The following is a 13,027-nucleotide window of genomic DNA, read 5'->3' as shown; positions in this document are numbered from 1 at the left end:
TTATTAATCGCTAAATTTGGCGGTGTTTTTATCAAAAAAATGGCAGATGTTTTGTTGCTGCCGAGTTAAATTGTAGGACTAATCAACTAATCATGGATCAATACCGAATAAATCACCTTAAGGAATTAGAAGCAGAGTCTATCTATGTTATTCGTGAGGTAGCGGCTCAATTTGAAAATCCTGTGATGTTATTCTCCGGAGGAAAGGACTCTATCGTCATGTTTCATTTGGCCCGTAAGGCTTTTTGGCCCGCCAAGGTGCCTTTCCCTTTGATGCACATCGATACGGGGCATAATTTCCCCGAGGCATTGGAATATCGCGATCGCCTGATGGAAGAGACAGGTACGAAATGCATAGTAGCATTGGTGCAGGACTCGATCGATCAGGGGCGAGTAGTGGAGGAAAGAGGCGTGAATGCCAGTCGTAATAAATTGCAGACTACCACCTTGCTGGATGCCATAGAAGGTAATAAGTTCGATGCGGCCATGGGCGGCGGTCGTCGCGACGAAGAAAAAGCGCGTGCTAAAGAGCGTTTCTTCTCTCACCGTGATGAATTTGGTCAGTGGGATCCAAAAAATCAGCGTCCTGAGTTGTGGAATATCTTCAACGGGCGTAAGAATATGGGTGAGCACTTCCGCGTGTTCCCTATCAGTAACTGGACCGAGATGGATGTGTGGCAATACATCTACATGGAAAAGATTGAGTTACCCAGCCTTTATTTTACGCATAAGCGCGAAGTGTTTAACCGTGATGGCGTGTGGCTGGCAAAGTTGCCTTTTATGCAGCTGAAAGACAATGAAGTGGTGGAGACCAAAGATGTGCGTTGTCGTACCATTGGAGATGTGACCTGCACCGGCCTTACGCTTTCAACGGCCAATAGCCTGGAGGATATTATCCACGAGGTGGCCTCTACACGCACTACTGAGCGAGGTGGGCGCGCCGATGATAAACGTTCTGAATCGGCCATGGAAGATCGTAAGCGTGAAGGTTATTTCTAAACTTTGTTAAATCTGAAAAATCAATAATATGTCCGGAAAAGAATCAGGATATCTCGATATGGAGCTTTTGCGCTTCACCACTGCCGGTAGCGTGGATGATGGTAAAAGTACTTTAATTGGTCGCTTGCTATACGATAGTAAAGCCATCTTTGAAGATCAGATGGAAGCCATTGAGCGCGTGAGTGAGCGTTCGGGCCATGAGGAGGTGAATCTCGCCCTACTGACCGATGGTTTGCGATCGGAGCGTGAGCAGGGAATCACCATTGATGTGGCCTATCGTTATTTTGCAACGCCGAAGCGTAAGTTTATTATCGCCGACACACCGGGTCACATACAGTACACACGTAACATGGTTACAGGTGCCAGTACGGCCAATGTGGCATTGATATTGGTGGATGCCCGCCATGGCGTGTTAGAACAGACGCTGCGTCATGCTTACATCGCTTCTTTGTTGCAGATACCCCACGTAATCTTCTGCATCAACAAGATGGATTTGGTAGATTATAAACAGGAGGTTTTTGATAAGATTAAGAGTGATATTGATGCCGTAGCCTCCAAGTTATCGGTTAAGGATATCCGTTTTGTACCCATTAGTGCCCTGAAAGGTGATAATGTAGTGGAGCGATCAGGTAGTATGGATTGGTATGATGGTCCCACCCTCATGTACCTCTTGGAAAATATACACATCAGCAGCGATGTTAACCATGATGATTTCCGTTTCCCGGTACAATATGTTATTCGTCCTCAGTCGGCCGAGTGGCCTGATTACCGTGGTTATGCGGGTCGCATAGCCAGTGGTGTTATTAAGTTGGGCGATGAGGTGAGCGTTTTACCCAGTGGCTTTTCGTCTAAAGTTAAGACCATTGACATGATGGAAGAGTCCCTCGAAGAAGGCTTTGCACCGCAGTCGGTATCCATTACCCTGGAGGATGATATTGACATTAGCCGTGGCGATATGTTGGTGAAAAAGAATAACGGTGCCGAGCCGAAAAACAGTCAGGATATTGAGGCTATGGTATGTTGGTTCAACGATCGTAAATTAATGCCTCGGGGTAAGTATGTGATCAAACACACATCGGCCGATGCACGCTGTATGGTAACCGATATTCAGTATAAGATGAATATTAATACACTTGAGAAGAATGAAGAGGATAAAGAAGTGGGCATGAACGATATTGCACGCATTAAAATTCGCTCTACCAAGCCATTGTTCTTCGATTCATACAGCCGTAACCGCATTACAGGTAGTTTAATCCTTGTGGATGAGGCAACCAATGAAACGGTAGCTGCCGGTATGATTATCTAAAAATTGAATTCGCCGGATAACTTCCGATGAATATATAATGAACTAAAAAGCCGCTTTTCTGCATCGAAAAGCGGCTTTTGTATGTTTAATGGTGTTGTTGAAGAAGGGAGGTAACACAATGCTAATAACATTGTGTTATGAGGTTTAAAACTTCCAACCAAAGGTAAAGCTGGCCTGGTGTTGCCTATTGTTCAGTTCAATACCTGTGAAATACAAGGGGTCGAGGTGAGGATGACTCAGGCTATTTTCATTGGCATTGATGTTATAATTTTGATCGCTTATCATTAGTGCATAGGCCACATCGAAATAGAAATTTTTGTTACGAATCCCCAGTCCTGCTGTAGCCATCCACTTCGTAAGTTCTTTGTCGGTATATTCTTTTTTCAAAGGGGAGTCGAAATAGGCAGCTCCCGCTCTGATGGCGAAAAAAGGAATGGGCTTTAGCTCCACACCGGCTCTGAAGTCATGCGTTACCTTCATTTGCTCATCCACCATTCTGTTTAGCTGATCGAAATAGGTGGCAAACCCGTTCTTAGGTGAGAACTTCGATGCGGTATGATCCGTCATTTCATAGTCAAGCGATAGTAGGGCTATTTTACCCAGTACCATAGCTAAGCTACCACTTGCGCGATAGGGAGTGCGGTAATTATAGCTGTAATCGAAGCGGTAGCTCGACAACCAGCGCTGCGTGAAACGATCTTTGAAGAAGGATTCCATTCCGTAATCGAATTTCTCATCGATGTCGTAAAAAGTAGGAGTGTGAAAAGCAGCCCCCAATCTGATGGGGTGGAGATTAAGGATGAGGCCGAATTTACCATTCACGCCAAAGCCTTTCTGTGATAGATTGGTGTATAAATCGTAGTAATCAAGGTCTTCGTTATAGGCAGGATCGAAACCATAGGCGTTGACTTCTCGAAAACTCTCTTTCTCCTCGAACCGGTAAGTCTGAAAGTTTAATGAGGCTCCCAATAGCAATACATGGCTGATGTTGGCACCAAAAGTAAAGGCGTATTCACCCCCATATCCGTCGCGTTCAATGATATTGTATTGATCAATGCCATTGAAATTTCGATAGGGTATTTCACCCGGCCGGTCGCTGTCAGTATAATGGTACTGACTCAGATAGATATCTTCTTCTCCATCCACCAGGCTGGTAAGGTAGGTCTCGTAAGCCCAATAGGAGCTATGTAGCGGATCGAATTGACTGGCACCGTTCTCAATGTCTTCCAATTCATAGGGGGCATAGCCATTGGCATCCAGCATAATATTGGTAAGTAGGGTGTTGATTTGCCCCATTTCATGGTTGTCCGTTATTTTCTGTCCCAGCAGCATGCTTATGTTTTGATTAAAATCAGCAGTGCGGTTGTAGGTAAAGCCAAAGTGAGTGCTTATTAAGCCTTTATCCTTATCACGCAAGGAACGTATGGTTGTTACACCCCCTATTTGATTAAATGGGAAGGCATACTTATCGTCCTTACTGTTCATCCCCAAGAAACTGGATTTAGTTTGATTCAGCGACACGGAAGGGGTAAAGGCAAAATCAGAGTTGCGATATACCGCAATACCGGCCGGGTTAATGCTTAGGGCACTTAAATCGCCACCCAAGGCACCAAAAGCATTGGCCATACCTAATGATCGTGATGTACCTGTTAACTCGCGTTTATTAAAGCGCAGGGCATCATCGATGGTCTGACTCTGGAGTAAACCAATACTAGTGATGCAGACGAATATGATGAGAGATATTTTTTTCATGGTAAATGGTTTAACAAGGGTTAATTAGTTCCTTTTATCGTCGTGTGCTTGAGCTACGGCTACTTCCACTGCTTCCGCTACTACTGCGTGATGAACTACCGGAGCTGCTGCGCGATGAGCTACCACTGCTTCGGTAAGAGGAAGAGCTTCCTGAGCTTGATGAGCGACCCGATGAGTAGGAGCTACGGCTTGAACCACTTGATGAGCGACTTGGCGTGTATGAGCTGCGGTTGCTGCTGCCCGAAGAACTACTTCTGTAGCTGCTTCCGGAGCTTCTACCTGCGCTTCCAGAGTAGCTTCTGCTGGCGTTGTTCCGATAGGAGCTTTTAGTGCTGACGCTACGTGTACGTGTTGCTGAAGAACGGCTAGTGTTTGCCGAACGGTTATACGCCGGACGACTGCCACTGCTTCGGCTATTTGAATAGCTTGGGCTATAGCTTCTACGGGTAGTGCGGATCGTATTACCTGATGAATTATTTCCGCTATTATTGTTATTATTTACGGTGGCCTTTTTTTGTGGTGTCTGACTGTTAGTGTAGTTGTAAGTGCGTCCACTGCTTCGACTGGTTACGCTACGTGTGCGGGTAGTCGTTTGAATATCTCTGCTTTGATAACTGCCGCTTGATGATTTGGTGTCGCCACCGCTGCTTCGCGATAAGGATGAGCGTGAAGAACTCCCATTTTGTCCGCGAATACTGCCCGAACTGGTGGACGCACCACCGCGAGGCGCGTTAATTCTTCGTTGAGCATAAGTGTCATCAACAGGGCCGTATACCGGTGGATAATACCCTCCTCCATAATGAGGATAGCAATGGTAGTGATGACTATAATAAGGGCCGCACCATGGGTTGTACCACGATGAGTACCAAGGGTCGTAATATCCGTATCCGTAATAAGGATAGCCCCAGTTCATGGAGAAACTCCAGCGGCTGCCAAATCCATAGTTATATCGGTAGTCGTTATACCAGGGATTGCTCCAGGTGGGGAAGGCGTAGGCGTAGTTGCCATCTACATAAACATTCCAGTCCCAGTTGTTGAAGTAAACCATGTCGTTATATAGTGGCGACCAATAGGGAATGCCATTAAATGGGCCATGAAACTTAATGAGGCGCTCGGCATAATCCTGATCCATTGAGGATCCATCAAATCCATCTACCCAATAGCCTGTTTCTTCGTTAAAGTAAACTAAGGTGTCCAGTGTTTCCACGCTGTCAGCAGCCAGCAAGCTCAAATAATCACTTTGAATCTGCGAGAAGTTGCGATTATCTTGCTGAGCCAAATCTGACTGTTCGTAATTGCTTTGGAGCTGCTTAAGCTCTTTTTGATCTTCCTTCTGCAATTCCTGATTCTGCTGAATAGGTGCATACTTATCTGCAACCGTTGCAGGGGTGCTGTTGGGTTTGTAATACAAGTCGTCTTCGTAATAGCTGCTGTTCATCCATTGTGATGAGCTACATGCATTTGCTAAAAGAAGAATAAATAAGCCGATTATTGTATAGGTTCTCATGGCGAATCCTCCGCTTTTTGGGTTTGTAAAACTAATAATCAAAAGGCAAAAAACGTGCCGCGATATTAAAAAATGTAAAATTGTTTCGAAAAAGAAATACTTCCTACTCGTGGTTTTTGACCCTTGACCATAAAAGGGCAATGTTTAAAAATCACAGTGACTGACCTAATATTTTGCTTTAAATTTTCTTATTTTTGTGCCTCTTGTTATTGAAATGCATACAAATTAAGAAAAAGAACATGGCAAAAGTATTAACGCCGAGGAGTGAAAGTTATTCACAGTGGTACAACGACCTTGTGCTGAAAGCAGATTTAGCTGAGAATTCCGCGGTACGTGGATGTATGGTAATTAAGCCTTACGGTTATGCTATATGGGAAAAAATGCAGCGTGTGCTAGACCAAATGTTTAAGGATACAGGGCATGAAAACGCATATTTCCCGATTTTTATTCCCAAATCGTTCTTTAGCAAGGAGGCCGACCATGTTGAGGGCTTTGCCAAAGAATGTGCTGTAGTTACACATTATCGTTTGATGAACGATCCGGAAGGTAAGGGTGTTGTTGTTGATCCTGAAGCCAAGCTGGAAGAGGAGTTGATTGTTCGCCCAACTTCTGAAACCATTATCTGGAACACCTATAAGAACTGGATACAGTCATACCGTGACCTGCCTATTAAATGTAATCAATGGGCCAATGTGGTGCGCTGGGAGATGCGTACGCGCCTGTTTTTGCGAACTGCGGAGTTTTTGTGGCAGGAAGGACACACTGCGCATGCCACTAAACAAGAAGCGCTGGAAGAGACGGAGACCATGATAAATGTGTATGGTGATTTTGCCGAGCAATTTATGGCAGTGCCGGTTATTAAAGGATACAAAACAGCTAATGAGCGTTTTGCAGGTGCTCTCGAAACCTTGTGTATTGAAGCGTTGATGCAAGATGGTAAGGCTTTGCAGGCTGGTACTTCGCACTTTCTGGGACAAAATTTTGCCAAAGCTTTTGATGTGAAATTTGCCAATAAAGAAGGTAAGGAAGACTATGTTTGGGCCACCTCATGGGGTGTATCAACCCGATTGATGGGGGCGCTTATCATGGCTCACTCCGATGATAATGGTCTGGTATTGCCTCCTAAATTGGCTCCTATTCAGGTGGTGATTGTGCCTATTTTCCGCAAGCCCGAAGAATTGGAGAAGATTAAGGAAGCAGCGAGTGGACTGATTGCCAAGCTGCGTGATAAGGGCGTTGATGTGAAGTTTGATGATAACGATAATAAAAAACCGGGTTGGAAGTTTGCCGAATATGAGCTGAAAGGTGTGCCGGTACGTTTGGCCATGGGACCACGCGATTTGGAGAATGGAACCGTTGAGGTGGCACGCCGGGATACTTTGAGTAAAGAGGTGGTGAACCTGGAAGGCGTTGATGAGCACATTGTGAACTTGCTCGATGATATTCAAACCAATATTTACCAAAAAGCCATTGATTTCAGAGCGGAGAAGACCGTGTCGGTAGATACCTACGATGAATTTAAAGAGCGTTTGGAAGAAGGTGGTTTTATTATGGCGCACTGGGACGGAACGCCCGAAACGGAGCAGAAGATAAAAGAGGAGACCAAGGCTACCATTCGTTGTATTGCTTTGGATCAGCCTGATGAGGAAGGCGTTTGCATATATTCGGGCAAACCCTCGAAGAAGCGAGTAGTTTTTGCTCGTGCCTACTAAAATATGATATGCTGGAAGAATCTTCTTTTCGGCTGAATTGTAAATTACACCGTTAAAAAATAGGGAGACCATGATAAAGGTTTCCCTATTTTTATTTAAAAAAACTTACATTTAGCCTAGCGAAACACGATAAGCGAATTCTAAAAACATATCGTATGAGTAAAGATGCCATCAAAAAGGAGATTATCAATGTATTGCAGAGCAATGCCTTGGTGAAACAGGATGTGTTTGATTCTACCAAAGCGAATTTTGAGCTTTTGAAGGAGGTGCTTCAAAAAGTGGAAAAAGAATACAATCAGCAGCTGGGTCATCACGACCGTCGAATCCATCTTTTGTTTGAGGATAAAGGTGAGTTTGTAATGCAGCTTAAGGTGGCAGGCGATGTGCTGGTTTTTCACATGCATACTAACACTTTTGAGTTCGATCGCGATCATGAAGTGTGGAAGTGCGAATATGTGAAGAAGGACGAATACAATTCATATTGTGGCGTGGTCAATATTTATAATTTCCTTCACGATTCATTTCGTTATAATCGAGAGCAGGATGCGGGTTATCTTGTGGCACGTATTTTCATTAATAAGGAAGGTCATTATTTTGTGGAGGGGAAACGACAAAAGGGTACGGGAATTAACCACTTTGGCACTTCTGTTATCAATCAAGACAGTTGGCAGAGTATAGTGGAAACCGCCATGTTATATTCTCTCGAGTTCGATCTCCTGGTGCCTCCTTACGACGATGTTAAGATAATTTCGATGATGCAGATGAATGGGGAGATATTAAGCTCACGCATGCAGACGGGTAAGCGAATGGGTTTTGTGTATAAGGCCGATGATGTGCAGCAGTGATGAGTAGAGCGTTCAAGATGTTTTATGGAATTGTTCTCTATCACTAGGTGCTTATTAAGAACCATTGTGTAAACTATTAATTAATAAGGACTTGAAAAAGTCAATAACAGGACTTAGGTGAATAAAGCCGGAAGGCTTCGCGTATAAGTATAAATAGATAAATTTTAGTAATTATAAGCTAGCAGCTACGTGCTATTAGCTATCAGCTTTTATAATATGGAACAAGTACTTGAACGATTTTTGAAATATGTAGTGGTTGATACCCAGTCGGATGTGGATACCGACCTGACTCCATCAACACCCGGACAGATGATTTTTGCCGAGTCCCTGGCAGAAGAGTTAAAGGCTTTGGGATTGAGTGAGGTAAGCCTCGATGAAAACGGATATGTGATGGCTACAGTGCCGGCTACCAGCGATGAGGAATTGCCTGTGGTAGGATTTGTCGCTCACATGGATACCAGTCCTGATTTTTCAGGCAAGCATGTAAAGCCCCGGGTTATTAATAATTATGCTGGTGGTGATTTGGTGCTGAATGAGGAGAAAAATATTGTGCTGAAAGTGTCTGATTTTCCTGAGGTAGAGCAGTATGTTGGGCAGGATTTGGTGGTAACCGATGGCACTACCTTATTGGGTGCCGATGATAAAGCCGGGGTAGCTGAGATTGTTACTGCCGCCGCTTATTTGATCGATCACCCTGAAATTAAGCATGGTAAGATACGCATCGGCTTTACGCCAGATGAAGAAATAGGTGCAGGTGCTGATCACTTCGATGTTAAAAAATTTGGTGCTGACTTTGCTTATACACTCGATGGATCGCAGATCGGCGAGTTGGAATTTGAGAATTTCAATGCTGCCGGAGCGAAGATTACTGTGCAGGGGCGAATGGTTCATCCGGGCTATGCTAAAAACAAGATGCGTAACTCCATGCGCATAGCCAATCAGATAATGACAATGCTGCCGCGTCATGAAACCCCAGAACATACCGAGGGGTACGAAGGTTTTTACCATTTAATGTCTTTCAATGGCGATGTGGAGAAAACCGAAATGATGTATATTATCCGTGACTTTAAGCGTGATCGTTTTGAAGACCGAAAGCGCGAGATGCAGCATCTGATTAATAAGATTAATGCCGAATATGGAGAAGGAACGGCGACTGTAGAAATAAAAGATCAGTATTACAACATGCGCGAGAAGGTAGAGCCTGTGATGCATGTTGTGGATTACGCTAAGCAGGCCATGGAGGAAGTGGGTGTAACGCCTATTGTAAAACCCATACGCGGTGGTACGGATGGTTCACGCCTTTCATACATGGGCTTACCCTGCCCTAATATTTTTGCGGGTGGACATAATTTCCACGGGCGCTTTGAGTTTGTGCCGGTACAAAGTATGCAAAAAGCTGTGGAGGTTATTTTAAAGATCGCTGAGCGGGTAGCAAAAAAGTAAGGCACTAATAAAATGTAGTTGTGTGTCAGTGAGATAGTTTATTATCTCACTGATCACACATCCAAATTTACTCATATAAGAAGTATTGTTGCGCTTTTTTTCTAAAGTCATCAATATCACTGTACCACATGTCTTTTATGTCATCCACGCGCCAGTGCTTCGTAAAAGTCTTTCGCACCTTGTCGCTACCACTTACCTTATCAAACATGCTTAGTCGCGAAGGGTCACACATTTTAAATACATCGTGCTGTGGCCATAGTTGATGGGCTTCTTGCAGCACATAGAATTGAATGAGCGATAGGGGAGCCTCTTTGTAGTTGGTGAAGTGAACTTGTACACCATGCACAAGGGTACCTTTTGATACGCTATAGTAAGGTTTAAAATGAACCGGGCGGAATGTGATGCCAGGCAGATCGAGTGCATTCAGCTTATTTGTCAGGCTGTCGGCATCGATCCAAGGGGCTGCAAAAACCTGAAAGGGAAGGGTGTAGCCGACCCCGATATTATAAACATATAGCTCACCTAATATGCCGCTCACCGGGTAAAAATAAGACGAGTGAGCATGGGGTATGTGTGGTGATGAAGGAACCCAGGGTAGTTTGGTTTCCTCAAATGACATTTTTCGTTTCCAGCCCTGCATGCTGATGACTTCCAGGTCGCACTTCAGGCCATCCTTCAGTAATCCCTCTTCATTAAGAAAAATAGCCAGCTCGCCTACTGTAAGTCCATGTACATAAGGGATAGGAAATTGGCTGACAAAGGAGGTGAATTCAGGCTCTGTAATCATTCCTTCCATCTTTTCTCCTCCAAGCGGATTAGGCCGATCCAGCACCACTAATTTAATATTGTTTTCAGCGGCTGCCTCCATAGCCAAGCCTAAGGTGCTGATATAAGTGTAGGAGCGGGAGCCAATATCCTGAATGTCATAAACCAACACATCGATGCCCTTGAGCATTTCGGCTGTGGGTTTTTTGTGTTTGCCGTGAAGACTGTAAACAGGCACATTGGTTTTGGGATCCTTAAAAAAGCCCACCTGATCGCCGGCCGAGTAATCGCCACGTACACCGTGTTCAGGACTGTACATTGCTACCAGTTCTACGTGCGGCGCCTTGTGCAGGATGTCTATGGTCGACTCAAAGGTACTATTAATACCTGTTGGGTTGGTAATGAGGCCGATGCGTTGATGTTTTAGGGGATCGAAGTTTTGCTGCTGAAGAACCTCAATACCGGTCTTTACCTTTTGGGCAGATAGAAGGCCACAGATTAATAACTGTAAGGCTAAAAAAACAATTTTCTTCATAAAATTAACACAATTTTAGTTTACACAAGCTTATAAGATGTAATACAAATATACTATCTATAATTTAAAATTCCCTATAAATATTGATATTAACGCTGAATGAGGGTATAAGCCTGAAAGGTGGTTATTGTTTATTTGGCACTTTTAACCAAATAATTTTTGGGTTTTAAGCGACTTTATTTGGTCTTGTAAATGATGTTTAGGGTTGATGGTTGTTGGTGTTCTTAAGGCCATGTATATGAAATACAGTGGTTAATGGCTTTATTGAGTTGTTATTTACTTTTTTTACTTAGTGGTTGATATGAAAAAGTGTTATGAATATTTGAAAATATTTAAAAAGCACTATCTTTGCTATGTGTAAGATGTAATACAACATACTTCAAAAAAGCATTGATTAACTAGTGCATGTATGGTTGGATAAAAGAAGGGTTCAAAAACTCAAAAGTATTATATAGGATGAATAAGCGATTAAGTTTAGGTTTTTTAATTTTTGTATTAGTTTTTTCTCAGTGCAGTATATCTCGTTTTGCTAATGATAAAATGACCGGCGAACAGTATTCCGCAACGCCCGATGTGAATCGTGAATTCAGAGCTGCCTGGATTGCAACCGTGGCCAATATTAACTGGCCCAGTAAGCCAGGTCTTTCAGTGGATGAGCAAAAGAAAGAAGCCGTTCATTTATTAGATTTTTTAAAAGAGAACAATTTTAATGCGATTATTTTTCAGGTAAGACCGCAGTGTGATGCACTTTATGATTCTTCGTTGGAACCATGGTCTTACTATTTAACTGGTAAACAAGGACAGGCGCCTGATCCCTATTATGATCCGCTCGAATTCTGGATTGAGGAAACTCACAAGCGTGCAATGGAGTTTCATGCTTGGTTTAATCCTTATAGAGCTCATCATACGAGTGGTGGAGAGATGAGTGACAATTCAATCGTTAAAACGCATCCTGAACTAATTACTGAACTAGATAATGGCTTTTATTGGATGATACCCACCGAGCAAGGGACGCAAGATTATTCGTTTAATGTGGTGATGGATGTTGTAAAGCGTTATAATATTGACGGCATTCATTTTGATGATTATTTCTATCCCTATCCGTCTTATCATGGCGGGAAAGATTTTCCGGATGATAATAGCTGGAACAAGTATCTTGATAAAGGAGGACGGTTGTCGAGAGCTGATTGGCGACGCGATGCTGTTAATCGATTTATGAAGCGTGTATACAAAGGTATTAAGACAGAAAAACCCCATGTTAAGTTCGGACTCAGTCCTTTTGGTGTTTGGCGGCCTAATCATCCCGCATCCATAAAGGGTCTTGACCAGTATGATGTATTGTATGCAGATGCCAAGCTATGGCTGAATAAGGGATGGATTGATTACTGGACCCCACAATTATATTGGCCGATTAACCAAATGCCACAAAGTTTTCCTGTTTTGGTTAACTGGTGGGATGAACAAAATGTTAAAGATCGCCATTTTTGGCCCGGTATAAGTCCCAAAGCTAAGCAAGGATCAAGCGAGGCTGATGAGGCGTTTAACCAAATAATGATAGCCCGTGGGATGTTGAGTGAGAGCCCCGGAATTGTTTATTGGAATATGAATGCTATGCTTAAATCTGAAGAATTAACTACTACTCTAAAAAGCGGTCCTTTTAGGCAGGCTGCTTTGGTGCCTGCGTCACCATGGCTTGGAAAGAAAGTGCCTGAAGTGCCTGTGTGCCAGATTGAGGAGCATGATACTAGGATCAAGGTAAGTTGGGAAGATTCCCATAAGCAGCAAATGGCATCTTATGTGATTGGCTTTCAATATGGCGATAAGTGGGATTATGAAATAGTGGGAAGATACGAGCGCTCCTACATGTTCGATCCTTACCGTTGTAAAGACCTTACGCCGGAAGAGTTATCAGAAAGTTCGGATATGCAGGATTTAGTAGAGATGTTGAATGTCATTACTATTCAATCGGTGAATGTATTCGGACATGTTAGCAAGCCGTTTTCATTTAATGCGGAAAGTATGAGTAAGTGTTTATTACCCTCATTAGATGAGCTTAAATTATTGATAGGAGAGGAAAATAAGAAGGTAGCAGCCTTGGAGCAGGCCAATTGCGAGCGGCCAACTAATGAGGATGTGCTTGAAGTGTTGCCTGAATAAGTTGAGA

The 13,027-nt window shown here is 43.4% G+C and carries 9 protein-coding genes; 6 read left to right on the top strand and 3 right to left on the bottom strand.

What is annotated here, in order from left to right:
• The first annotated feature begins 92 nt into the window (after positions 1-92).
• Complete coding sequence (cysD, locus tag ACRD7A_RS02670; RefSeq protein WP_430809804.1) at positions 93-998, top strand: sulfate adenylyltransferase subunit CysD; 906 nt, start codon at positions 93-95, stop codon at positions 996-998.
• A 28-nt stretch (positions 999-1,026) separates the two neighbouring features.
• The gene (locus ACRD7A_RS02665) at positions 1,027-2,304 is read left to right on the top strand and encodes a sulfate adenylyltransferase subunit 1 (RefSeq protein ID WP_430809803.1); all 1,278 of its coding nucleotides are present in this window, start codon (positions 1,027-1,029) and stop codon (positions 2,302-2,304) included.
• 144 nt (positions 2,305-2,448) lie between these two features.
• On the opposite strand, the gene ACRD7A_RS02660 is transcribed toward ACRD7A_RS02665, so the two are convergent.
• Both ACRD7A_RS02660 and ACRD7A_RS02655 read right to left on the bottom strand, forming a co-directional pair.
• A complete protein-coding gene (locus tag ACRD7A_RS02660; RefSeq protein WP_430809802.1) occupies positions 2,449-4,056 on the bottom strand; it encodes an OmpP1/FadL family transporter in 1,608 nt (535 codons plus the stop codon).
• A 34-nt stretch (positions 4,057-4,090) separates the two neighbouring features.
• Positions 4,091-5,563 carry a hypothetical protein gene (locus tag ACRD7A_RS02655; protein ID WP_430809801.1) on the bottom strand — a complete coding sequence of 491 codons (1,473 nt, stop codon included), beginning with the start codon at positions 5,561-5,563 and terminating at the stop codon, positions 4,091-4,093.
• Between the two features lie 239 nt (positions 5,564-5,802).
• Here ACRD7A_RS02655 and proS point away from each other — a divergent pair, with 239 nt between their 5' ends.
• The 3 genes from proS (at position 5,803) to pepT (ending at position 9,563) form a co-directional block, all read left to right on the top strand.
• Positions 5,803-7,275, top strand: coding sequence for a proline--tRNA ligase (gene proS, locus ACRD7A_RS02650; protein ID WP_430809800.1), 1,473 nt, complete (start codon positions 5,803-5,805; stop codon positions 7,273-7,275).
• 155 nt (positions 7,276-7,430) lie between these two features.
• Entirely contained in the window at positions 7,431-8,120 is a 690-nt protein-coding gene (locus ACRD7A_RS02645; RefSeq protein WP_430809799.1) for a hypothetical protein, read from the top strand.
• A 216-nt stretch (positions 8,121-8,336) separates the two neighbouring features.
• Positions 8,337-9,563 (top strand): peptidase T, encoded by a 1,227-nt coding sequence (gene pepT / locus ACRD7A_RS02640; RefSeq protein ID WP_430809798.1) that lies wholly within the window; start codon positions 8,337-8,339, stop codon positions 9,561-9,563.
• A gap of 67 nt (positions 9,564-9,630) precedes the next feature.
• Here pepT and ACRD7A_RS02635 read toward each other — a convergent pair whose 3' ends face one another.
• Complete coding sequence (locus ACRD7A_RS02635) at positions 9,631-10,863, bottom strand: exo-beta-N-acetylmuramidase NamZ family protein (protein ID WP_430809797.1); 1,233 nt, start codon at positions 10,861-10,863, stop codon at positions 9,631-9,633.
• A 456-nt stretch (positions 10,864-11,319) separates the two neighbouring features.
• On the opposite strand from ACRD7A_RS02635, the gene ACRD7A_RS02630 reads away from it, so the two are divergent.
• Positions 11,320-13,020 (top strand): glycoside hydrolase family 10-like protein, encoded by a 1,701-nt coding sequence (locus ACRD7A_RS02630; protein ID WP_430809796.1) that lies wholly within the window; start codon positions 11,320-11,322, stop codon positions 13,018-13,020.
• The last annotated feature ends 7 nt before the right edge of the window (positions 13,021-13,027 follow it).

It is taken from the genome of Carboxylicivirga longa (genome assembly GCF_050589825.1).
GTDB classification, from domain to species: Bacteria; Bacteroidota; Bacteroidia; order Bacteroidales; family Marinilabiliaceae; genus Carboxylicivirga; species Carboxylicivirga longa.
This window is presented reverse-complemented; position numbering and strand designations above follow the sequence as displayed.

Bases quoted from the DNA above. Each gene is read 5' to 3' on its own strand.
- ACRD7A_RS02660 (WP_430809802.1), bottom strand. From the start codon at position 4,056: ATGAAAAAAATATCTCTCATCATATTCGTCTGCATCACTAGTATTGGT.
- ACRD7A_RS02635 (WP_430809797.1), bottom strand. From the start codon at position 10,863: ATGAAGAAAATTGTTTTTTTAGCCTTACAGTTATTAATCTGTGGCCTT.
- ACRD7A_RS02630 (WP_430809796.1), top strand. From the start codon at position 11,320: ATGAATAAGCGATTAAGTTTAGGTTTTTTAATTTTTGTATTAGTTTTT.
- pepT (WP_430809798.1), top strand. From the start codon at position 8,337: ATGGAACAAGTACTTGAACGATTTTTGAAATATGTAGTGGTTGATACC.
- proS (WP_430809800.1), top strand. From the start codon at position 5,803: ATGGCAAAAGTATTAACGCCGAGGAGTGAAAGTTATTCACAGTGGTAC.
- ACRD7A_RS02645 (WP_430809799.1), top strand. From the start codon at position 7,431: ATGAGTAAAGATGCCATCAAAAAGGAGATTATCAATGTATTGCAGAGC.
- cysD (WP_430809804.1), top strand. From the start codon at position 93: ATGGATCAATACCGAATAAATCACCTTAAGGAATTAGAAGCAGAGTCT.
- ACRD7A_RS02655 (WP_430809801.1), bottom strand. From the start codon at position 5,563: ATGAGAACCTATACAATAATCGGCTTATTTATTCTTCTTTTAGCAAAT.
- ACRD7A_RS02665 (WP_430809803.1), top strand. From the start codon at position 1,027: ATGTCCGGAAAAGAATCAGGATATCTCGATATGGAGCTTTTGCGCTTC.